Raw genomic sequence first — 23,357 nt, 5'->3', positions numbered from 1 at the left:
TAGCCGAGCTCTCTCAGCTCTGATTGTCTTCCCGTGTGTATGAGGTCCCCATCACGTGGTCGAATCTGTATTCCTACCCGAGCGCCCCCGTATGCCGCGCTGTAACATTGTTTTCGTCACTATCCGAAACCGCGTAGAGCCCTGCTTCGGTGCTGACATACAGCGTGCCATCCTCATACGCCACGTCGTAGAACACGTAGTTGGTCCGCGATTGCCACTCGATGGCTCCCGTCTCTGTGTCGAGGATGGCCCCGCGTTCTCCATAGTCATATTCCACAAGTGCGGCGTCATCAGCAATCGTCAGATCAGGGAACTCCGCCGGAAGCGTCTGATCCCACGCAACCGAGCCATCCGTGCGGTCACGGGCAGACACGCCGCCCTCGCCGGCCAGAATCACGTGGTCGTCGGCGACTTGTAGTTCAGCGGAGTCGCGGGCGGCGGTGCGCCAGTTTTGCTCGCCAGTGGGCTCAATCGCGGTCACCCATTCGGTTGTGCCCGCATCACTGGTGGCGAAGATTGTCCCGTTGTCGATCTGAACAGACCGAACGTACGAGTAACTCGACTGGTTGCCAGCCGGTTGTTGGGACCACGCAACCGCACCGGTATTGACGTTGTACGCCGTGATAGTGCCGGATTCGGACAGGATAAGCCGCCCGTCAACGATGCCCTCCACCTCTGGATAATCATCACGGGTGAGCTGCCAGCGGACAGCCCCGGTGGTAGCGTCACGGACAACGATGTTGCTAACGGAGCCCGTCTCCGTGCTGACGATGCGTTCCGTGGCAACCGTGTCACTCCCAGCGACGAGTGTCGACGGATTTGAGCTGTTGTCCGCATCCACATCCCACCGCACAGCACCAGTCGTTTTGTTCAACGCGGCGATCGACTGGTCATCCGCCACGTAGACCGTATCCTCTGTGATCTGTGCCTCGACGTACTCAGCTGTCGTCCACGACCAGTCGATCACACCAGAGTCCTGCGTGATCCGTGCGACACCCTGGCCAACGGCGTAGACGGCGTCCCCCTGGACGTGTGTGTCGCCCGCATAGAAGGGGGTAGTGACAGCCCACTGTGTCGACCCGTCAGCAGGATCGAGCGACCGGACCGTTGAGTCGCTCTCGTTCTCATCGTCTGACTGTTCTTCGCCGTCGAGCACGTACAGTGACTCACCAGCCCTGGCTCCTATCTCCCCGCCGCTGTCGCGCTGCCAGTCAAACGTGAGGCTCTCATCAACAGACACAATCGGAATGCTCTCGCGGTCGACAGCCGGCGAAGCGTTCGGTGCGTTCACCCGGACTGCGACTTCGTACTCTCCGGGCTCGGTAATCAGCCGATTCTGTGCCCGACCATCGCTCTCAAACTGTCCGTCACCATCGAGATCCCACTCATACGTGACTGCTTCTCGGTCGATGCTATCCGGTGTATCCACGGACGCCTCTGAACTGAGCACGCGATTCCCTAGTTGGGTCCGGACGTACACTCGTGGGTCGAGGCCCGGATTCACCGCAATCGTCTCGTTGACGACGGTCGTGGCGCCAGCAGTATCGGTGACCTGGAGACTAACGGGTATTACCTCCCCGCCATCGGCGTTGAACGTCACGTTCGGCCCGGAGTAGGTCCGTCCCTCGACCTCCCAGCTGTACTCACTGATCTCACTGTCGGGGTCAGTTGCGTCAGCTTCGACGGTCACGTCCTCGTTCGCATCAACGCTGTCGGGGGCAACGATGGTGACGTCTGGCGGCGCGTTCACGCGGAGTGTTCGGTTTGTGGCTGTCGTGGCGCCATCGTCATCAGTGACTGCGGCGGTAACGCTCCAGTTCCCACTCTCGTTGAACCGCACGGTTGCGGTTCCAGCGGGCGTTACCGTGCGGGTGGTTCCGGTGGGTGACGTGACGGTGAGCGTCGTATTGTCGATTACCCCGTCATCGTCACTCGCATCGACAGCGTATTCGACTTCGTCGCCCGTTTCGACTGGAGTCGTTTCAGGTGAGACACGCGTCAGCCACAGTTCTGGCGGCCGATTCTGAACCGTGACGTTCGTCGTGACACTCGCCGTTGCGCCATCGTCATCGGTGACCGTCAGGGTGACTGCGTAGCTTCCATCATCAGTGAATGTCCGGCTCACGTTGGGGCCCGCTGCGTCAGGCGCAGCTTCAATTGTCCACTCGTAGGCGAGAATGGTGCCGTCTGGATCGTCACTCTGTGAGGCGTCGAGTGTCACCGGTTCGTTCGAGAGCACTGGGTCGGACGTGTTCACACGCGGGTTCGGTGGACTGTTCACGTCGACAGTCACGTTCGCACGAGCTGTCGCCCCATCGTCGTCAGTCACCCGTACCGTGACAGTCTGATTGCCTGGCTGGTTGAACGCTCCGGTGACCTGATCGCCAGTCAGGTCGTAGCTGCCGTCGTCGTTGATATCCCATGCGACAGTTGCGATCGCACCATCGACGTCAGTGCTCTCGCTCGCGTCGAACGTCACCGGTTGTCCAATCGCCGGCGTTGTGTCGTTAGCTGTGGCCGTCGCGGTCGGTGGCCGGTTGGTGACGGTCACGTTCTGCGTGAGCGAGCGAGCGGTCCCATCGTCATCTGTGACAGTCAGCTCGATGGGGTACGTGCCATCATCAACGAAATCAACTGTGGCCGTTGAACCGGTTGCCTCGCTGGTTCCATCGGTATCCAGATCCCACTCGTACGACTCTATCGTGCCATCGGGGTCGACACTGGAGTCAGCCACGAGGTCAATTGGTTCAGTGGTCAGGACTGGGGCAGATGTGGTGAACGCCGGGGTGGGTGGGGCGTTCACGTCGAACGTGAGCGTCGTCTCGTTGCGGGCCCCGTCGTCATCAATCACGGTCAGCGTCGCCGTTTGCTCACCGTAGTCGTCGTACGTTGTGGTTGGTTCCGAGGCGTTAGATTCGACGTGGCCGTCACCGTCCAGATCCCAACGTGTCTCAACAACCTCGCCGTCAGCATCCATGCTGTCCGCCGCGCTGAACGCCACCGGCTCGCCAACGACGGGCGTGGGCGTCGTCACTGTCCCGGCCGCGGTCGGCGGCCGGTTGGTAATGGTCACCCTCGCCGTTGCGGTGTCAGTGGCTCCGTGATCGTCAGTTACGCGGAGCGTCACCGAATACTCCCCGTCGTCACTGAACGTTCGGTTCACCGAGCCATCAGCCGCATCAGCGGCCCCCGCAATCTCCCAGTCGTACGCGACGATGGTTCCGTCTGGGTCTGTGCTGTCGGCGGCACTGAACGTGACTGGCTCACCGGTACGGGCCGGCGCCGTCGTGTCGATATTCGCTCTTGGCGGCGCGTTCACATCGATTGTGAGTGTTGTTTCATTCGTGGCGCCGTCGTCGTCAGTCGTTCGTACCGTAACCCGCCGTTCGCCCGCCGTGTCGAAGGCGGTCTCGATGGTAGGCCCTGTGCGTTCGTACCTCGTGTCATCGTTGAGGTCCCACTCGTACTGCTCGATGTCACCGTCTGGGTCCTCGCTGCTGCCGGCATCGAACAGCACGGGAGTGTTGACGGTCGGCGTTGACTCATTGACCGTTGCACCCACCGCCGGCGGACGGTTGGTAACTGTCACGTTCGTCGACGCGGTGTCTGTCGCGCCCGTCTCATCCGTGACAGTGAGCGTGACCGGATACGTGCCGTCATCAGCGAAGCGAGCCGTCGCGTTCGATCCGTCTGTGTCGAGCGTGCCGCTGTTGGCGAGGTCCCAGTCATATGCGACGATCGTGCCGTCCGGGTCGACACTCGCGCCGGCAGTAAGATCAATCGCTTCGTCGGTGCGTGCTGGTCCACTCGTGGTGACTGCCGCCTGTGGCGGCGCATTGACGTTCACTGTCGCCGTGGTCGTCGCAGCCGCGCCGAAGGCGTCAGTCACGCGAAGCGTCACCGTTCGGTTGCCTGGCTCGGTGTACGTGGTGGTCAGCGTGGCGCTTGTGGTGGTTTGCTCGTACTCCCCATCACCGTCGACATCCCATTCGTAGCTGGCAACGGCATCGGGTGGGCTCCAGTCGCCGGCAGGCGCAACCGTAAGCTGATTCCCGGCCGTCACGTTCACCGGGCTGACAGCAAGTGATGGCGTGTTCGGCGCTCTGTCGATCAGCCGGAGACTGTCTAGCACAACGGTCCCGTTGCCCCGCACCGCGACCTCAAGCTGGTCGCCATCTGCGAGGTTGGCTGGAAGGTCAGCGGTGACCGTCTGGTTACGCTCTTCGGTAAACGTGATTGACGAGATGGGATACCGGTCGCCGTCACGAGTCTTGACGTACAGGTCTAACAGTAGTTCGCCATCGATCTGGTTGATCAGAGCGTTGTACGCAACGAGCCCTTCACCAAGCGACACATCATATGTCTGGTTCGACCCACCCGAGAGTGTCTCATTGCCGAGCGAGCGCGAGCGATCCCTAGGGAGGCTGTTGAATGGCACCGGGGCTGTCCAGCCACCGACATTCCCCGCAGAGTCAACGCCGCGGGCACGGAGTTCGAAGGCGCCGACGGCGTCCAGTTCGACTGCCGTCGTCCGTGCTGAATTGAGTGTCTCCCAGTCTGTCCAGTTCTTGTCACCATCGGCCCGGTACTGGAGTTGGACGGACGACAGCGGCTCGTTGGCGGTCGGAGTGACGATCGCCCCCGTGGTGGCGGCTGTCGCTGAGATGTCAACTGTCGGTGGGGTACTATCACGGCGTACCGTGATCGACTGGGTCGCGGTGTTGCCAGCCGCGTCGCGCACCTGGACCGTCACGTCAGTCCCGCTTGTGGCGACACCGACATCCTCGCTCAGCCGACCGTTGTCCGTTGTGGCCCAGTCGGACCACCGCTCGCCGTCTACTCGGACACGATACGCTAAGTCGCTCGCAGCCGTTCCATCGTCTGTGGCGGTCCAGGCCAGCGTTACTGTTTCGTTCGCGACGACCCGGCGTTCGACCGTCTCCCCGTCAACGACCGTCGGCCGCTTTGCGGGGATCGACGCGGCGTCGATATCCGGTGGGGTCGTGTCTGGCGGGTTATACGTGAGCGTCTCGCGTGCCCAGCCACCGGTTTCGTTTGCGAGGCTGGTGGCTCGCGCACGCACCGCAATCTCACCTGTAATTGGCACACGTAACCGGCCGAACCCGTCGAGCTCGTCGTCGGTAACCTGCCGCCAGTCAGTCCAGTTTGCGTCACCGGCCTGCCGGTACTCAACCTCAACGGACTTCACGCGTCGCTCGGGGAGTACCTTCACGTACACGTCATCGGTCGTGGGGTCGTCGGCGAGTGGCGCGGTGACGCGTGTTGTCGGGACGCCAGCCGTGACAACCACGTCAGCGTTACGGACAGTGGTCCGGCCAACACCGTCGCGCACCTGAAGCTGGACGCGGGTGAGCCCGTCACCGTAACTCTGGTCGGGCGAAACCCGTCCATTCTCGGGGAGGGCTGTCCACGCCGACCAGCCGTTCCCGCCTTCGCCACCAGTGAACCCATCACCGTCGTCGACACGGAACCGGTACTCGATGTCTGTCGTGGCCGTTTTGGCATCCCAGACGTCCCAGACGAGATCGACATCACCACTCCTCGTCGGGTACACCGCGTCACCGTCGGCAAGCGTCACTGGGTCGGGCCCCTCGACAAGGGTGGCGTCTGGCCGCTGGATATCAGGCCCGGCACGCTCTGTGACGGCCATGTCAACACTCCCATTCGTGCCGCTTGCGCTCACTTTCAGCGGGCCGAGACTCCCACCGGCGCGCACAACAAGGTAGGTGGTGTCTCCCGGATTCTCAACAGTGGCTGAGAGCGTATTGGTGCCGCTTACGGAGAGTTCGTCACCGGTGGTGAGTCTGGGGGTGTCGGGGCGCTCGTCGACGAGTGCGGTCTCGAAGGCTGCTGCCTTTGCGCCGGTCACATCGATGTTGAGTTCGCCCGTGTCCGTTCCGTTGGGCGCCGAATCCAGCTCAAGAACCACGTAGTCGTCTGCGTGGTCCATTGAATCGTACACCTGTGCGTTACCGAAGGCAGTCCAGCCGTGGGTTGGCATCGAGGTTTCCCGCGGCAGCGACGTGTCGGGGGCTCCATAGAGCTTCCGTGTAGTCTCTTCGTAGTCGAGTTTCACGAGCAACCGGAGTGACTCCACATCGGAGCGAATCTGCTGGTACGCCTGCGGATCCTCAATGCCAGCGGCGTTGCTGATAACGTCGCCATGAACATCGTTCAGGTACGTTGGCAAGAGCAGATACGTCTCTTCAAGCAGGGCTTCGCGTTCTTTGAGGAGTTGGTTTGCCTCCGCGGTGTTGCCACGTTGTTTCGCCTGCTTGTAGGCCACCGAGTTCTGCTCGAGTTCAGCAAGCTTCACACGTAGGTCATCATACGATTCCGTGCCAGGGTCAACGTGGATCGCAATAGCCTGTTTTTGAATGCCTGGGCCAAGCGAACTGGCAAATTTGTCGGATTTATACGCAATGTCAATGACTGTGAGTGCGGTCCCGATCCCGCTGAAGCCGGTCGCCGTCTTGAGTCCGCGGTCCGCGTATTCGACCACCGTATCGATCGCTGCGTCTTTTGCTTCTGATTTGAGGGTAACACGGAGCTCGTTGCGAATCACGGCGGCCGCGTCATCTGCGTCTTCGCGCGCGTCTTCTTGCCAATATGATGCGCTAAGAGATTGGTCGCGGTACGTGTTGTAGGCGGTCGCCGGGAAGTCACTCCGTGGGTCAGTGGTGAGGCTTGCGTCAACTGCTTCGAGGGTGCCCTCTGTCTGAACGTAGAGTCCGCGGGCCGCCTCAACAAGCGCGAATAGTGAGAGTTTCTCGGTCGAGCCCTCATAGACGTATCCAGTGGACGTATTTTTCACGTATGTAACGCGCGTGGAGACCGTCTCCCAGCCATCGGTTGTGTCGTTATATCGCAGGAAAGAGACGTTCTGGACCGTCTTGCCGCTGTCATGTGGGATAGTAAAGCTAAACGTCGCCTTCTTAATTGCCGCATCGGGTGTCTCCGGATGTGAGACGTTGAGATACGTTCGGACTGAGGCATTTGGTGGTGCTTGCCGGTCGCCGGGCGCCCTGCTCGTCGTTTCCTCGGCGTCGATAACCGAGACACTCGTGTTCACGTCTTCGACACTGTCGGCGTACGAGATCGTCGTCGAATTGAGAGTGACGTCGTCCTGAGTCGCACTATTCAGGTCGGTGAGGTTGAGGGTAACCGACTCGCCAGCGGCGACCGATCCCGTTGCTTGTACAACATTGTCTTCAACTCCGGAGTCAATACTGTCCCCGCCAGAGCCGTTGGTGCCGTTCTCTTTCGTGTCGTCACCTTGGTCACCGCCATCATTCGCGTCGCCGTCTCGATTACCGTCAGACCCGTCGCCTGGGCTCCCATCCGTATCTGTGGCAACGGCGTTGATAGTGATCGCCTCGAGCGATTCAAGTTCAGTCTCGTTCGAGGAATCGATCTCAACTGAGACATTTGCCGATTCGCCGACACCGATAGTGACGCCGTCAGCGTCGGTGCCATCGAGTCGACGCTCGGTTTCCCCCTGTCCCGCAAACAGCGACAGTCCATCTACGGTGTCATCTACGGATACTGACACAGGGGCCGACCCACGATTTGTGACAACGAATACATTGGCAGCATACGTTGTTGCGTCCGGGTTCAACCCGTCAGCAAGCGTGTTGGTCCCATCAAAATTCAGTTGAAGTGTCCCGTCAGACTGCTCAGCGTACACGCCGTTGGGGCCTGTCGAGGGCTCCAACGAGAGATACGCCGCATCATCTTCTGCGACAGCAACCGACACTGTTCGGTCGGCTGTCACACTGGAGAACGCTCCAGTCATTGGAATTCCAGCTGTCAAAACAGAGACTGCGAGTAGTACAACAGCGACGCGACGCCATCGAGTCATTGTCGATCACACAGAGTGTCGACTCCGTCTCTCATTGCTCTTTTACACACATAATATAAGGATAGTAATGACCAAGTTGAAACATTGAAACTACCGCCTGAGTAGGTTCAATGAGTGCCTGAAAATGGCTGTACCATCGATATTCGCGGTCGTGGGGACTAAGGTAGCTGGCCTCCCGAGCGCAGCCGCACCGGTGTTGCCACCCAGGAGAAGACGCGTGGAAGATGCTGCTTGGAACTAGAGGGCCGTGCTCGGCCTGAAATCACATTCATTGCTGAATTATCTGGTGAAAGTATACTGAGTCGTCCTGGTGCTGATGGAAATCCAGTCAATACCCGGCCTAGCAGCAGCATCTGCTGAGTTGAAACCTTGTTGTTAGTCCACTGCTGGCCAGCTATCTCTCTCGTTGACATCGTCTCTGGGTTACGTTCGAGCGAAATTTTTTGGCAAGGTCGCGAGAAGTGGCCGTATGGCTCGGCTGGGGACACAATCGACAAGCGCTGACCGGCAGTTCGCGTTCGCATGGGTGGGGATGGGTGTTATTATGTCGGTCGCTGTTGCGACCATTGAGTTTCTTCCGCTTCCCTTGGAGGCAGTCTACGTGTTTGCTGCTGGTGTCATGCTCCGCGAGGCGCTCGGCTTGGCGTATTGGCTTGTCCAGCAGTGACCGATCGGAGCTAGATACACCATCCTGACTGACTAACGGGTGGCCGTCGAGTTCACTGACACCGGTCCTTTGACGACTGTTCTGTTTCCAAATCTACATGCCGGTTGCTGCTGTTGTTTACATATGGATTTGACAGATGCCACTGTGCTCGTCACGGGCGGCGCAGGCCTAGTCGGGAGCCACCTCGCAGCGACACTTGACGATGCGGGTGCGACAGTCCGCGTTGCTGATGACCTCTCGAAAGGTGAGCGTGAGCAAGTGCTAGAGTCCGTCACGTTCACCAAAGCCGACCTGACGGATCGCGACGACGTCGAACAGATCGTCACCGGTGATCTCGATATGGTGTTCCACCTCGCCGCGTACACAGACACGAACTTCGACGACGATCGGAAACTGTTCGAGGAAAATACCGAGATGACGTACAACCTCCTTGAAGCGATGCGTGGTGCCGATGTCAACCACTTCGCGTTCACCTCCTCCTCAACGGTGTACGGCGAGGCACCACGCCCAACCCCAGAAAATCACGCCCCACTTGAGCCAATCTCAATCTACGGCTCCTCAAAACTCGCCGATGAAGCGCTCATCTCGACATACGCGCACTCGTATGGTATCCAGTCGTGGGTGTTCCGCTTTGCGAATATTGTTGGTCCTTACCAGCGCGGCAACGTCGTTCCTGACTTTATCGAGAAACTCACCGATGACCCCACTGAACTCGAGATTCTTGGCGATGGCCGCCAAGAAAAGTCGTACATGTACGTCGAAGAGTGTGTATCCGCCATGAAATACGTCGTTGAGCACGCAGACGAGCCGCTCAATATCTATAATTTGGGCACGAAGACGACAACCTCGGTGACGGACATCGCAGACATCGTGAGCGATGAACTTGGCGTCGATCCGGAGTACACATACACGGGTGGGGATCGCGGCTGGACTGGTGACGTACCAAAGATGCGGCTCTCAATCGAGAAGCTTGCCGCACTCGGGTGGGAGCCGACACGTTCGAGTGATGAGGCTGTGCGGCAGGGCGCTCGCGATCTGATCGCCGAACTCGTCGAGTGAAATAGCTCACCCCTGTTGTGCGGTGTCTGGACACGCTCAGGAGTATCTCTCAACCGGGAGCTTTCACGCCGAACTCAGTCGTTCGTGCGTCGCCCTGGGGTTACCTCGCACAGCAGATGCTCCAAACCGCCAGTACATTGATGTCCATCACACAATATGATCGGTGGCTCGATGGAACTGAAAGGCGTGCTCCAAGCTGTGCTCACTCCTGGAGACAGCTCACACGCTTCGACGAGACATCGTGAGTGTCGCAACTGCGGGTCAAATCTCACGTGGAACCACGAACAGTGTCCCGGCTGCGGCGGCGATGTCGCCGTCTACGAGCTGTGAGCTGTGTAGATGCTGAGCAAGAACTATTACTCAGAATATCTCACATAAATCTATGTCTGAGACCGCAAATGGTCCGCGGTGTGACTGTGGCCGGCCAATTCCACGCGGGCTCTCAGCGACCGCTAAATGTGACCGGTGTCGAAGACGGTCGAAGTCACGATAATCTTCGGACCCGGTCATTCTCAAACGAGACGACCGGACTTCGTAGGCTGAAGAGTTGGTACTGCCTTTCTTGACTGTCTTCCTACGCTTCCGGTAGTTCACAACTGTTCTGTACTGCGGTGAGATGTTCTGTTGATAGTATTTTTCACAGATTAATTGGCCGACAACGCATCGGAGACCACAGGAGAGATGTCGGCGAGAAAATCCCGCAAATTCGATGCGCTTGCGGCATCAACGCCGATGATAACCCCGGACGGCGGCTCCGAATAGTGTAACAGAAGCCACTCATCATACAGTTGGAGCGAGCATCGGTGCTCACCAAGTGGGAGTGTCTGATCGGTCGTCTGGCCAGTACAGCTTCGCTTGATCTGTGTCAGGGTGGGGTGTGACTCAGTTATTGGCTCATCGGAGCGGCGGAGGGTGCGTTTCGCATGCGATGAGACGTACAAGAGCTGGCTTGACTCGTCATGATGGAGAAGCACCACATACAGATACTCGCCGAGTTCGGTGCGGAGGCGTTGAACAAGTCGCTGCTTGCTAGGAGGGAGGGGGCCGTCCGGGCGGGGCATAATACAAATTCCTGTAACCGAATAATAACTATTCCGGATGCTATAGGTTCCGAAATTCGAGGGAATAATAACTGATTATCATGGACGTTGAATTTGAATACCAGATTTAAATGCTTAGCAAATAGTGACTTAGTATGGCTGGAGTTCAAGCAATCTTTCTCGCTATCGGTTTCCCGGTTCTTGCGATAGGACTCCACGAACTCACCCACTTAGCAGTCGCTCGGATTGCCTGCCCGCTTTCGATTGAACATATCTCATGGGTCCCACTCCGACTTCGTCTTGATTTCGAGAGCATGCCGACAAAAGCCACACTTCGGATGATTGCACTTGCCCCTCTATTTGTCGGTAGCGTGGCTGCTATCACCGCTATTCAAACCGGTATTTGGCAACAGATTAAAATCGCTGATCCGTACTATCTCCATCATCTTATGATAGCGTACTGGTTCCTCTATATCATTCCGAGCCCTGCAGATATTCGACTAGCCATTTGGCCGTCGGTAGAGGATACACAGCGTGTTCAGATGAACCCACAATGAGCAACCAGCCAACTAGCACGTCGATGAGAGACGACCACCGTGCTGTTTCGACAGTAATCGGGGTCGTTATTTTGTTTGGGTTCCTGATCCTTGCGCTCTCACTGTATCAAGTGGAAGTCGTTCCACAGCAGAATGCGGAGACGGAGTTCCAACACTCCGGAGAGGTCCGAAACGATCTTGTCGAGCTTAGAGCAGGTATTCTACAAGCCGGGAGCATCGACCAGCCACAGTATCAGACGGTTGAGCTGGGGACTACATATTCCACCCGTGCATTCACAATAAATCCTCCAGCGCCGGCTGGGACGATACGGACCAGCGAGCCATATCCAATCACGATTGCGTACGAATCTAATGAAACGGTAATCGAGACTATTCCGACTCGGTTCATCGAGTATCGGCCGGGATATAACGAACTTGACCGATCGCCGACGTGGTATGACGCATCTGTGCTTTACCTCGATGCTCGTGAGGAGGGGGGTGGAATCGCGGTAATCGAAGATCAGACCCTCGTTGATGGCGGAGAGGTACAAATCACGGCTCTCCAAAACGAGTTTCGTCAGAGCGGGACCGGACGGGTTACTCTTGAGCTCCGTCCAGCTGAGAGTGTCACTGGTGAAATTCCAGAAGGTAACCTCATTGTCACTGTCCCGACGCGGTTGAGCGATGACGAGTACTGGGGTGGGACTGATATTCCAAACAATGAGTACAGTATTACAGATGACACAAATGACGATGGCGTCTACAACCTGACGCTTGAGACAACCACCAGCAACCTGACTGTGGATACAGTGGGAGTACAGGAAGCACCTGAAGAGCCAACTCAAAACGACGCTGCGCGCGTCGGCGGCAACACCAGTAATTCACCCACCAGTAATCCATCCACCAATAATCCACTCCCGCCTAACGCTGTCGCATTTAATGATCTGAGTGAAGACGGTGTGTACAACACCAGTGAACCAACGTACACAGAATCAGAAGCAGCACAACTGGATGAACCCGTTGACTTAGTCATCAAAAAAGATATCATCAGTAATAAAATCGATATTGGAACCCAATCAGTACAATTGAAAGATGATGCAAGACTGGAGACTACCAACGAACTGAAACTTGATGTCCGTGGTGAAATCAACTTACAAGATGGCACAGTTGATAGCGAAAACAAAATAACCCTGAAATCCGACAGCGGTGAGATTAATGCTCAAGATGCAACATTAGAGAGCAAAAATGAGATGAAAATAACCGCTAGCGAGGACGTTGATCTTACCGGCGCGACCGCGGACAGCAATAACAAAATCACGGTGACGGCGTCGGGTGCTTTCACTGCCCAAGACGCGACCTTAGAGAGCAAAAATGAGATGAAAATAACCGCTAGCGGGGACGTTGATCTTACCGGCGCGACTGCGGACAGCAATAACAAAATCACGGTAACGGCGTCGGGTGCTGTCAAGGCTCAAGATACAACGCTAGGGAGCGATAACGAAATGAAGATAACCGCCAACGGTGGCGATATTGACCTCAGTGGTAGCACAACAATAAGCAATAACAAAATAACACTCACCTCTTCGGCTGACATTGACCTGCGAAACACAGGAATTCAAGCACAGAATATCAAGGCCTCGCCTGCGTCGTCGGGGGCCCTGTTCGTCAATGATAATGGAGGCACTCGCGCCGATGGAGGCACCTACATTGAGAAGAAAAATGGGAAGGCCAGCGATATCTCACTACAACAGGGGACAGTGAACGGAACACCTGAGAAAGGGCGTATCAAGTGATTGCTTCGGGTGAGATACGACTGACAGACATAATGAACTTGTGACCGTTTTCCACAGAGCCTTGCCGATATAGCAAGACATCAGAGACCGTCGAGAAGCATGCGAGAACTCTCAGTAAACCCGTTCCGTTTTCAGCATTGAAGCCGATGATTTCCACAGCTGGCGGCCCAGAATCTCGAAGAAAGCCTGAGTATCAGACTTTCGTGTGAGTTCTTACAACTCGCTGTGTCGGTTCCGAGAGCGAATCTCGTCGACCTCGCCCTCCAGCATGAGAAACACTGTCTCACTCATTGAGCGCTAATTGGTGACTTCGCCGTTAATTCCAGCGTTGTATGCCTTATTGAGTGTATTTTGTTCACAGTGTTGATCGGTGATCGGGTTGACGTATCATTACAGGCTTCACAGAGGTCGTTCTACGTGTATATCCCGTCAGCCCACAACTCCCGCAAGTCTTCGGCGTTACACCGAAACGCATAGCAGAATATACTCGTTATAGGTTTTCTTTTTGTGATAATTTAACCATGATGGTCAGTGCGTCGAAAAGGAAGTGGTATACACAGAACCGCAGTAACCCCCATTTGTTCAAATAGACATCGCGTCCTCGAAAACATGAGCGAAAACGGACCCTCAGACGCAGCAATCTACGCCCGAGTTTCGACATCGGATCAGGATGTCTCTCGGCAGTTCAACGAAGCACGCGAATATCTAGAACGTCTCGGTGTCGAGGACATCGAGGAGTATCCAGAGATCGTCACCGGCGCTGCCGACACCGACACTCGCGAGGTGTACAACCGACTCCTCGACGATGTCGAAACGGGACGGTTCGATCTCGTGGTCGTTCACGAAATCAGTCGGCTCTCTCGCCTCGGTCCGACTGAGATTCACGAGTTCATCCAACACTGCTTGGAACATGACACCGGCGTTGAGGCTCTCGACGTCGCCTCGACGGTCTCCCGGCGTCCGCTCGGCGTCCCCCCGACGGTACCGATCGGGGCAGTCCAAGGAAGCAGTGCTACCCCGGCCAACCCCTCCCACTCTGTGGAGCGACCGTCGAGAGAGAAGGGGTTAGACGATCGAGATCGCGAGCCTGGCATTGTGAGAGACACGACCCACGTGTCCACTACCAAGCCTTGGCCAAACGATTGCTGCCCCCTTGGTGTCGACGTTGGTTCGCTCTTGGTGTCTCCCTTGGCGCCGCGTTGGGAGGCGCTTGGTCGTCGAGAGGGAAGCTCAAGGGAGCAGTGCTCCCCCGGACTCCCCCACCCAGCCTCTCGCGCCACCGCCGAGCGGGAGATGCCAAACACACGAAGCCAGTACGCCATTATTGTGATCAAATAGTTCGATATAGGTATTGATACAGGGTCTACCGTATGATATATAGTCACCTTGATGTGGATTCGTTGAGAGTACCTTATGCTGTCGTGCCGACCTCAGGTGTGGGGTTGTTGTTGACGGCTCGCCGGGTGAGCAACCCGGACAAGCCACATGAACAGACGCAAGTTACTCATGACGCTCGGTGTAGCAGGTGGAACAACAGCGGCGCTTGGTACCGGCGCCTTTTCGACGGTGACGGCAGAGCGGGAGATGACCGTCACGGTTACCGATGATGCGAGTTCGTTCCTCGCGCTTACAGCAGGGGAAGAACACGGGGAGTACGTGGAGACGAGCGGAGCGCAGGCTGTGCTCGATTTCTCAGATGGAGAGCAGGGGCTCGGGACTGGATCAACGTACACGTTTGACGATACACTCAACGTTCAAAATCAGGGTACACAGCCAGTGTACGTGTGGACAAGCGTAGCAAGCGACACCTTCGAAGACGGTGATGTGTACCTGTATCGGGCTGCTGACGGGAGCAACACCGCCTTCACGCCTGCGCGAGCGACACAGGTCGGTACAGGAAGTGGACTCTCGCTTGGCGTCTATGTTGACACGACTGGAATCGACACCGGAACGTACAACGTCGAGATCACCATCCGCGCCGCGGATGAGCCACCGGACGCAATCGACGACCCTGGTAACGAAGAACCCGAGGAACCAGAAGAGCCAGACGAGCTCGTCGACTCACTGTTTTTTGACTCAACAGCGAGCCTTCTTGATGCCAACGGGCCCAATACACTCGCTGACGAGCAGGTCGTCGTAACCGCCGAACCAGCCGCCACGTCGATTGATGCGGATGGGAACGGCGACGCAACAACGTACCCCTCGACAGAAGAGCTCCCGCTCATGGCGCTTGACGGCAACATCTTCGCTGCTGGCGCCCCATTCGTTCAGGATGATACGTCATTTGGACTCTACGGGAACGATGAGTTCTTCTTGAATCTGCTCGATGAGTATGTCGGCAGCGGGACAATCATCTGGGACGAGAGCCACGGGCAATTTTATGATCTCGCAGAGCACGAGCAGATCGAAGAGTACATCGAGAACAACGGCTACACCGTGACGGCGGGTGACGACCTGTTAACCCAACTCCCTGATGCGGATGCCGTGGTCGTGACATCACCTTCTGACGCGTTCTCGGATGAGGAAAAGACAGCGCTGTCGACGTTTGCTGAGGATGGTGGATTTGTGATTCTTCTCGACCAGTCTGACTTCCAGAATTTCGATGCCACAGCAAATCTCAACGATATTGTCGACGAGGATGGGATTGAGACACAGATCCGGTTTAACGACAATCAGGTCCTCACTGACGGCGAGTTCGCCTTTGAGACGACCCAGTTCAACACGAATTCGTACGTACGGTTGTTCGCCCAGCGCCCAGGAATTGGTGTTGAAATCGAGAAGGGAGAGACATACGAAGTTGATGTCGTAAGTGTTGCTGACGGCGATACTGTTGATGTCCAGTTCCCTGATGGGGACGAAGCGCCGGTACGAATACTGGGAATCGATACACCAGAAACCGGAGACACCACCGAACGGATTGAAGAATATGAGGGGATCACCGATGAAGACGCACTCCGGACGAAAGCCAACGAAGCGTCTACGTACGCAGAGGATCGGCTCGGAGATACTACGGTGACACTCAGTTTCGATGATAACGAACCGCTCCGTGGTGACTTCGACCGGATTCTCGGATATCTTGAACTGCCAAACGGTGATGTCTACAATGAAAAGGTAGTCGCTGACGGGTGGGCACGGCTGTATTCCTCAGGATTCGGGGGGCATGATGACCTCTGGGATCTCGAGGACAGCGCACAACAGGCCGGGAGTGGTATTTGGGAGCTCTCAGACCCGGCGGCAGTCCCTGAATCGAAAGATGACCCGGTAACAGATCTCTTCTTCCCAGAACCAGTTGCGGTCACTGGCGGGACAACTGTGGTCTCCGCAGAGAACGGCGATCCACTCGCTGCGATCGACGAGACAGCTGGCGTGGCTGCGATCGGCGGCCCACTGCTTGATGAGGGATTCGAGCCGGATGAGGCGTCCGAGGAAGCCCCGACAAACACCGGCTATCAGGTGTATCCGTTCGTGACGAACGTGGTCGACCGGCTGACAGACGACGGCCTCTCTACGCGTGTACTCGTTGATGGCGGCCACGGTCAGTTTAACGCAGACTTCGCGCTTGGAAGCGAAGACATGGCCTATTACCAACGGTACCTAGAGGGCCAGTCGACTGCCGATGCCGACAGCGTGGCGTTAGAACAAGTGAACAACCTCACTGACGATGCGGGACCAAACCTGCTCGATAGTGCTGGCGACCCTGCGGCAAGCGCGTTGCTCATTTCAACGCCTGTCGACGAGTTCTCGGCTGCTGAACGAACTGCTGTTGCTGACTTCGCCGCTGCCGGTGGCGCAGTGCTATTGATAGGCACAGCGGCAGACACGGACGCACTCGAGAATTTCAGCCCGCTTGTTTCAGCGCTCGATTCGAGTGTCAGTTTCACCTCAACGTCAGTGACTGACGCAGAGAATAATCTCGGCGAGGCATCACTCCCAACGACAACGAACTTCGCTGACGAGCCGGATCTATTCACCGCGTTCACGCCTGATAGTGGAACCAGTGAGCCGGCACCACCGAGTGTTGCAGTGACTGACGTGAGTGGCGGTGACGAGTACGCCGTGATCGACAACACGAGTTCACAGACAGTGGACTTGGAAGACTGGACGCTGTCTGATGACGCTGAAAACACGTACACCTTCGGCAGTATCTCGCTCTCGCCTAGCGAGACGGTTGTAGTAACAACGAGCGAAACCCCAGATGGAGCCGCCCCGACAGCAGACTACACCGTCAATTGGGATGCGGGGTTCGTCTGGAACAATGACGGTGACACCGCAACGCTACGTAATGCGAGTGGGATAACTGTCGACACGTTCAGTTACTGAACACTCTACATCTGATTATGATTATTTTATCAGCTATCCATCTATGAACAAAGAATAACGGTTTATTGCCACTCCGTCAGAGCTACTCTGCGAGGTCGTAAAACCCACGGTGAACCCATTTGATACAGCTGAGTCGATAAAGTTCTCGTAACCGAGAGCTGACGTACTCTTGTCGCACGGCAAGTTCGGTACGATACGTCGACCCCCCAGAAAGGATCCGGAAGATGCCGGTCTCAGTCTTTGTAAATTCGCTCCCACCGGTGTCGAGTAGTCGAAAACGGTTCGGTAGTGAACCACCGAAGGCGGTGTTGAGATAAGGCCGGAGGATGAGGCGGTCAAAAGATCGAGTGGTCTATGCTCAATTTCGACCGCCTCAACGGCGATAGCGGTTGTATCGAGTTAGATTTTCTGGAGCGAGAGGCGACACCCGAGCCGGCGATGAGGCTCGGTATCCGTCTCCATTTGGCTGGACTATCACTTTCGGATACTGTTTCGATTCTTGAGGATTTGGGTGTCGATCGTCATCGAACCACCGTCCATCGGTGGGTACAGAAAGCCGATCTACAGCCGGCAGACGGTGCCAACCCGAATCACGTTGCGGTCGATGAAACCGTGATTCAGCTCAATTCTGAGCGATATTGGCTGTACGCTGCCGTCGATCCCGACACGAACCGCCTGCTCCACGTTCGGCTGTATCCGACGAGAACGAACGCGATCTCCTCGATGTCTCTCTCAGAACTTCGTGAGAAACATCAGGTCGACGACGCACTCTTTCTCGTCGATGGTGCTCCGTGGTTACAGGCAGCCTGTCATCGCCAAGGACTCCGATTCCAACACGTCACACATGGGAATCGGAATGCCGTCGAACGTGTCTTTCGTGAAATAAAACGCCGAACAAACCAGTTCTCAAATACGTTTAGCCACGCCGACCCGAGTACCGCTGAAAATTGGTTACAAGCGTTCGCCTTCGCATGGAATCAGCTTATCTAAACACTACCTCGGAACGGAGCGGATTCCGAACCGTCCTTCGGAGGCGGCCTGTCCGCCCGCGTAACGAGGTAGTATCTGAAAGGGCAGTCGGTGAACGCCACATCCTCGAAGGGTGTGTCTCTGCCGACTGCTCAAAGCACGCGACACGATACCCCCAACTCCGCTGATGCCTGCTGGTGTCCCCGTGGCAAAAACAACACTGGGACGCCATACACGGTGAAGGATAGGGGTAACGGCCACTTGGCATGGCCAGCAGTCCACCAGTTCGACACTGTGGGACCACCCGTGCCCGAAAGGTCTGGTAGTCAACTGATTGGACTACAAACCTGAAACTCCCACCGCTCGGGATTCCTCCGCGTTTACGCGGAGGAGGATGTCAACCGTCCAGTTTCGCTGATGCCGGCTTCTGCGTCGCGCCCACAGTCGACCACTCACGGAGCGAATTGAGAAGCTTGCCGCACTTGGCTGGGAGCCGACCCGCTCAAGCGATGAAGCGGTGCGGCAGGGCGCTCAAGACTTGATCGTCGAAATCGTCGATTGAGGCAGAACACACTGTGGTGCGGCCATGGCGATTCTTTACAACGGGGATCAGGAAACTATTCCTCAAAGCAAGAATTATATTCTCTACTCTGTAATCCCACATATGGCTGAGACAGACGCTGGCAATGGGCCACCACCCTTCGAGGATGCGTTCGCCAGCGATGATGTTGAACAGCGTATCTACGGCAGCATCCTCCAGGCCCGCGAGCCGACGGCGGCGAGCGCAATCGCCGACAGCGCCGACTGTGACCCCAAGACCGCCCGGAAGTATCTGGGGTGGTTCGATGACCTTGGCATCGTTACCCGACACGACGGCCATCCGGCCACCTACGAGCGCAACGACGCGTATTTTGAGTGGCGACGCATCAACCAACTCGCAGCTGATCACTCCGTTGAGGAGCTACAGGAGCATGTTCGTGAGTTGACGACGCGCATCACCGAGTACGAGGCGACATATGACGCCGCGTCACCGGCCACAGTCGATGCCGTCGCCGCCGCGGACGGCAGCGACGAGTTGACCATCGACGCCGTGTACAGTGACCTCGCTGATTGGGCGACTGCCCGCGAGGAGCGTGACCGCTACGAGCGCGCGCGCCAGCAACGTACGGGTGGCGAACGCGAACAGGCGTCTGGGTAGCCTGCTCGATGGTGCCACCGACAGGTGATGGTGGGAGCCCTGCCCCTATCGATCGCCCCATCCTCGAGTTCCTCCAGACACGGCTCCAAGCGACGAGGCAGGTCTCCCGAGCGACCGTCACGGACGCTAGTGGCCATCTGGAACTCCAGGTCATCTGTGTCCCGTCGTACTACCCAGCAGCCGTCGACGAGGCGCAGTTGACAGTCCGCTGGTACACGAATGATGACTTTAAAATCCACTATCGAGAGATATATACGGACCACACCTGGGAGTGCCGGTGGGACCGGCACCCGAATCCACACAATACACGAGACCATTTCCACCCCCCGCCCACCGCCCCGACGCCCGGCGAGGACGCATCGTGGCCAGCCGACCATCGTGACGTCGTTGCACTTGTTCTCGACGAGATTGAAGACCGGGTTACGGCCCTCTGGAGCGAGTAGAACACGTTCCCTCTGTGCTCACCCGGACTCCTCGGCGTCGAGCGGTGTCCGGGTGAGTCCGACGGTGTCGTAGTCTTCCTCCGTCGAGAGTACGCGCCCGTCGCGGGTGGTAACGAGGCTGGCGTGGAGCGCATCGAACGGGGTGATATCGCACTCGTCGAGGAACGCGGCTGCGGTCAACACCGCGTCCTCGTGTTCGGCCGGAACAATCGGAACGAGTTCGAGCAAATTGGTGATCGCTCGCGGCGCATCAATCTCGTACTCGGCAGCCTCGCGGTCGTAGAACAACACCAGCACCTCGGCATACGCGGGTATCGAGGTGTGGATGTCGTCGCGCTCGTCGAGGGCCCGGATCGCGGCGTCCTGGAGCCAGTCGTCGTCTTTCACCAACGCGGTGAGAAAGTCCGTTTCGACGTACACGGCTACTCAGTGGCCTCGTTTGACCGATCGGCGGCGTCTGCTCGAACCTCGTTGGCGATCGCCTCACGCGCCTCTGTTTTGAGCTCGTCGGCCGTGCGAGATGAGGCGATTCGCTCCGATGTCTCGGCAGCTGTAGGTAGTGTTCAGATAAGCTGGTTCCATGCGAAAGCGAACGATCTGAGCCACTCGTCGGCAGTTTCTGCTTCAGCGTTACTGAAACAGTTTGAGAAACAGATAGTTCGACGTTTTATCTCACGAAAGACACGTTCGATGCTGTTCCGATTTCTATGTCGTTCGTATCTGAAATTGAGGTCGTGTTTGCGACAGGCTCGCTGAAGTGAAGCTGATCCATCGACGAGAACTGTTGCGTCATCTATGTCGTGTTTGTCACGGAGATCAGCGAAAAACCGATCCGCGAGGGCGTTATTTGTCGTCGGCTCAAGCTGTGTGTGGAGCAGATCGTTCGTTTCCGGATCGACAGCAGCGTACAGCCAATATTGTTCATCGTCAAGTCGAATCACCGTCTCATCGACCGCGACGTGATTCGGGCTCCGACCAGATTCCGGCTGTAGGTCGGCCTTGTGAACCCAGTTATGAACGGTTGATCGAACTCTTTCAACACCGAATACCCCAAGAAACGAAACAGTATTCGAAAGCGATAATCCTGCTAAATGAAGCTGAATACTGAGCTTCATCAACAGCTGCGGTGTTGCCTCTCGCTCCACAAACTCTAAGTTGATCTCGTCTAAACAGCCGCTGAGGCGGTCGTTTTCGGGCATAGAACACTTTGAAAACGCACCGCCTCACCTTTCAAACCTTATCTGAGCACCGCCATACCGAGCACCAAACAGTTCTTGGTATCGACCTCGGCGTCAACAGCCTCGCAGTAGCTTCGACCGGCACGTTCTGGCAGGGCGACGAATACGATCACTGGTGCCATGAATTCGAGATGCGGCGTGGTGAGATGCAACAGCGCGGGACGCAAGCCGCGCACGACGCCCTGCTTCGCCTCGGAAAGCGGGAAGAAGCGTGGCGGAAACAGTACATCCACACCGTTGCCAACGGAATCGTCTCGGAAGCTGTTGACCACGATTGTGGTGTTATTGTGTTTGAGGACTTGACCAACATCCGAGAGCAACTTCCACAGGCGAAGTGGCACCACATGTGGGCGTTTCGACGCCTCGCCGAGTACGTCGAGTACAAAGCGCCCGAACAGGGCGTCTCCGTGAAGCAAGTTGAGCCGAACCACACGTCCCAACGCTGTTCTCGAACGGACTGTGGGTTCACGCACGAATCGAACCGTGACGGCGAACACTTCCATTGCCAGAAGTGTGGCTACGAGGTCAACGCAGACTACAATGCAGCGAAGAATATCGGGCTACGCTATGCCCGAAAGCGGAAACACAGACTCCGTTCCTCGCCCAAGTCGGGGAGCGGAGACGCACCAGTAGACGTGCGTGTGAATTGTGGGACGGTGAACGGCAAGAGTCACCAGCCCATTGCCGGGGACTGATTGCCGGGAGTCCACATCAAAGCCCTACCCTCAACGAGCGAACCCCGTATGGGGTGAGCGAAGTAGGGTAGGGTAGTTTACGGAGAATCGAGGAGAAAGCCTCGCGCTTTAGCGCGGGGATGAATCCGACACTACCCTTCACGGTCCACCGTTCGATGGCACGGCTGGATATTCCACGCTGCTCCAATACACACATTCAAGTAAGTTTATCTACATAGGTTACGTATGGCGAAACAGGTCGTCACCCGCATCTATACTGCTTCCATACGGAACCAGTCGCGGGTGCAAGACGACCTTGATTCGCTCGGGTTCGCAGCCAGTAAGCTCTGGAACGTCGGACGGTGGACGTGCAGTCGGATCTGGGATGAAATCGATCACATCCCGAACCACAACGAACTCACCACGTACCTCAAAACCCACGAACGCTACGATGACCTTCATTCTCAGTCAAGTCAGCGAGTCCTTCAAGAACTCGCTGAGGCGTTCAACGGCTGGTACGGTAAACGACAAAACGGAGATCTGAGTGCAAACCCGCCCGGCTACCGTAAACACGGGGACGAGCACCCGCGTTCCACAGTCACATTCAAGCAGAAAGGCTTCAAACTCGACACTCAGTACGACCGCGTTCGACTCTCAAAAGGATCAAATCTGAAGGAGTACTGGTCGGATTTCGTCCTGTGTACGTACCAGACTCGCCCTGACGTTGACCTCTCCACCGTGGAGAACGTCCAACAAGTCAAGATTGTCTGGGCGGGCGACGAGTGGGAACTACACTTCGTCTGTAAGGTCGAGATCGACGTAGATGAAGCCCCCGGTGAGAAGACGGTGGGTGTTGATCTCGGTATTAACAACTTTGCCGCGCTCGCGTATGAAGACGGTCACAGCGAGCTGTACCCGCTGAACTGCTTGAAACAGGACGACTACTACTTCAGCAAGCGGATTGCCCGGTGTGATGACTCGAACTCCGAGCAGGCCACGCGGTTGAACCAAAAGAAGTCGGCCCGCCGCACCCACTACTTCCACACCCTCTCGAAACGTATCGTCCAGCGGTGTGTTGACGAGGAAGTTGGAACTATCGTGGTGGGCGATCTCTCCGGCGTCCGTGAGGATGAGGAGAACGGCGAGTCAAAAGACTGGGGGAAACACGGCAATCTTGACCTACACTCATGGGCGTTCGACCGGTTCACTGACCTCCTCGAATACAAAGCCGAGATGGAAGGTATCACGGTTGAACAAGTGTCTGAGCGGGATACCTCGAAGTCGTGTTCGTGCTGTGGCCGGAAGCGTGACGCGAACCGTGTTGAACGCGGACTGTATGTCTGCGATGAGTGCGGGACTGTGGCGAACGCAGATGTGAACGGTGCTGAGAACATTCGGCAGAAAGTATCTCCGAGTTCACCGAATCTGTCGGTGAATAGGAGTAACGGCTGGTTGGCACAGCCATCGACGTTCCTGTTTGACAAGGAAACTGGTGCGTTCGCGCCTCAAGAACGGGTTACGTCGTAAACCACAATATC

Annotated in this window: 13 protein-coding genes and 2 pseudogenes; 12 read left to right on the top strand and 3 right to left on the bottom strand. The window is 56.9% G+C overall.

Annotated elements, in window-relative coordinates; translation table 11 throughout:
* Positions 1-73 precede the first annotated feature (73 nt).
* Positions 74-7,816, bottom strand: coding sequence for a PKD domain-containing protein (locus DVK06_RS12105; protein ID WP_158600076.1), 7,743 nt, complete (start codon positions 7,814-7,816; stop codon positions 74-76).
* 535 nt (positions 7,817-8,351) lie between these two features.
* Here DVK06_RS12105 and DVK06_RS12100 point away from each other — a divergent pair.
* The 10 genes and pseudogenes from DVK06_RS12100 to DVK06_RS19775 all read left to right on the top strand — a co-directional run bounded on the left by DVK06_RS12100 (position 8,352) and on the right by DVK06_RS19775 (position 19,907).
* Positions 8,352-8,549: a hypothetical protein gene (locus DVK06_RS12100; protein ID WP_121561659.1), complete on the top strand. Its 198-nt coding sequence runs from the start codon at positions 8,352-8,354 to the stop codon at positions 8,547-8,549.
* 123 nt (positions 8,550-8,672) lie between these two features.
* Positions 8,673-9,608, top strand: a complete 936-nt coding sequence (locus tag DVK06_RS12095) for an NAD-dependent epimerase/dehydratase family protein (protein ID WP_121600431.1) — start codon at positions 8,673-8,675, stop codon at positions 9,606-9,608.
* A gap of 1,195 nt (positions 9,609-10,803) precedes the next feature.
* On the top strand, positions 10,804-11,205 hold the full coding sequence (locus tag DVK06_RS18265) for a hypothetical protein (protein WP_147438067.1): 402 nt from the start codon (positions 10,804-10,806) through the stop codon (positions 11,203-11,205).
* Between the two features lie 23 nt (positions 11,206-11,228).
* Complete coding sequence (locus DVK06_RS18260) at positions 11,229-12,977, top strand: DUF4097 domain-containing protein (protein ID WP_147438066.1); 1,749 nt, start codon at positions 11,229-11,231, stop codon at positions 12,975-12,977.
* A gap of 609 nt (positions 12,978-13,586) precedes the next feature.
* The gene (locus DVK06_RS19275) at positions 13,587-14,315 is read left to right on the top strand and encodes a recombinase family protein (RefSeq protein WP_233561688.1); all 729 of its coding nucleotides are present in this window, start codon (positions 13,587-13,589) and stop codon (positions 14,313-14,315) included.
* Positions 14,316-14,462: 147 nt separating this feature from the next.
* Positions 14,463-17,297, top strand: coding sequence for a lamin tail domain-containing protein (locus DVK06_RS12085; RefSeq protein WP_121600430.1), 2,835 nt, complete (start codon positions 14,463-14,465; stop codon positions 17,295-17,297).
* A gap of 354 nt (positions 17,298-17,651) precedes the next feature.
* Positions 17,652-18,287 carry an IS6 family transposase gene (locus DVK06_RS12080; protein WP_121600429.1) on the top strand — a complete coding sequence of 212 codons (636 nt, stop codon included), beginning with the start codon at positions 17,652-17,654 and terminating at the stop codon, positions 18,285-18,287.
* 442 nt (positions 18,288-18,729) lie between these two features.
* A pseudogene (locus DVK06_RS19270) lies at positions 18,730-18,828 on the top strand (UDP-glucose 4-epimerase); the annotation flags it as partial.
* A 102-nt stretch (positions 18,829-18,930) separates the two neighbouring features.
* Entirely contained in the window at positions 18,931-19,464 is a 534-nt protein-coding gene (locus DVK06_RS12070; protein ID WP_121600428.1) for a sugar-specific transcriptional regulator TrmB, read from the top strand.
* Between the two features lie 8 nt (positions 19,465-19,472).
* Positions 19,473-19,907, top strand: coding sequence for a hypothetical protein (locus DVK06_RS19775; RefSeq protein ID WP_121600427.1), 435 nt, complete (start codon positions 19,473-19,475; stop codon positions 19,905-19,907).
* A gap of 18 nt (positions 19,908-19,925) precedes the next feature.
* Here DVK06_RS19775 and DVK06_RS12060 read toward each other — a convergent pair whose 3' ends face one another.
* The gene (locus DVK06_RS12060; RefSeq protein ID WP_121600426.1) at positions 19,926-20,327 is read right to left on the bottom strand and encodes a PIN domain-containing protein; all 402 of its coding nucleotides are present in this window, start codon (positions 20,325-20,327) and stop codon (positions 19,926-19,928) included.
* 143 nt (positions 20,328-20,470) lie between these two features.
* Positions 20,471-21,106, bottom strand: a complete 636-nt coding sequence (locus DVK06_RS12055; protein WP_121600425.1) for an IS6 family transposase — start codon at positions 21,104-21,106, stop codon at positions 20,471-20,473.
* A 62-nt stretch (positions 21,107-21,168) separates the two neighbouring features.
* Between DVK06_RS12055 and DVK06_RS12050 the strand changes: the two are divergent.
* Both DVK06_RS12050 and DVK06_RS12045 read left to right on the top strand, forming a co-directional pair.
* Positions 21,169-21,840: pseudogene (locus DVK06_RS12050) on the top strand (RNA-guided endonuclease InsQ/TnpB family protein); the annotation flags it as partial.
* Between the two features lie 225 nt (positions 21,841-22,065).
* Positions 22,066-23,346 carry an RNA-guided endonuclease TnpB family protein gene (locus tag DVK06_RS12045; RefSeq protein ID WP_121600424.1) on the top strand — a complete coding sequence of 427 codons (1,281 nt, stop codon included), beginning with the start codon at positions 22,066-22,068 and terminating at the stop codon, positions 23,344-23,346.
* Positions 23,347-23,357 lie beyond the last annotated feature (11 nt).

It is taken from the genome of Halorubrum sp. Atlit-28R, assembly GCF_003665955.1.
In the GTDB taxonomy this organism is placed as follows: Archaea; Halobacteriota; Halobacteria; order Halobacteriales; family Haloferacaceae; genus Halorubrum; species Halorubrum tropicale.
Note: the sequence above shows the minus strand (reverse complement) of the source record. Positions and strands in the feature narration are given on the sequence as shown.

Coding starts and splice junctions, on each gene's coding strand:
- DVK06_RS12105 (WP_158600076.1), bottom strand. CDS start 7,816: ATGACTGGAGCGTTCTCCAGTGTGACAGCCGACCGAACAGTGTCGGTT.
- DVK06_RS12070 (WP_121600428.1), top strand. CDS start 18,931: ATGGCTGAGACAGACGCTGGCAATGGGCCACCACCCTTCGAGGATGCG.
- DVK06_RS12045 (WP_121600424.1), top strand. CDS start 22,066: ATGGCGAAACAGGTCGTCACCCGCATCTATACTGCTTCCATACGGAAC.
- DVK06_RS19775 (WP_121600427.1), top strand. CDS start 19,473: ATGGTGCCACCGACAGGTGATGGTGGGAGCCCTGCCCCTATCGATCGC.
- DVK06_RS12100 (WP_121561659.1), top strand. CDS start 8,352: ATGGCTCGGCTGGGGACACAATCGACAAGCGCTGACCGGCAGTTCGCG.
- DVK06_RS12080 (WP_121600429.1), top strand. CDS start 17,652: ATGCTCAATTTCGACCGCCTCAACGGCGATAGCGGTTGTATCGAGTTA.
- DVK06_RS19275 (WP_233561688.1), top strand. CDS start 13,587: ATGAGCGAAAACGGACCCTCAGACGCAGCAATCTACGCCCGAGTTTCG.
- DVK06_RS12085 (WP_121600430.1), top strand. CDS start 14,463: ATGAACAGACGCAAGTTACTCATGACGCTCGGTGTAGCAGGTGGAACA.
- DVK06_RS12055 (WP_121600425.1), bottom strand. CDS start 21,106: ATGCCCGAAAACGACCGCCTCAGCGGCTGTTTAGACGAGATCAACTTA.
- DVK06_RS12095 (WP_121600431.1), top strand. CDS start 8,673: ATGGATTTGACAGATGCCACTGTGCTCGTCACGGGCGGCGCAGGCCTA.
- DVK06_RS18260 (WP_147438066.1), top strand. CDS start 11,229: ATGAGAGACGACCACCGTGCTGTTTCGACAGTAATCGGGGTCGTTATT.
- DVK06_RS18265 (WP_147438067.1), top strand. CDS start 10,804: ATGGCTGGAGTTCAAGCAATCTTTCTCGCTATCGGTTTCCCGGTTCTT.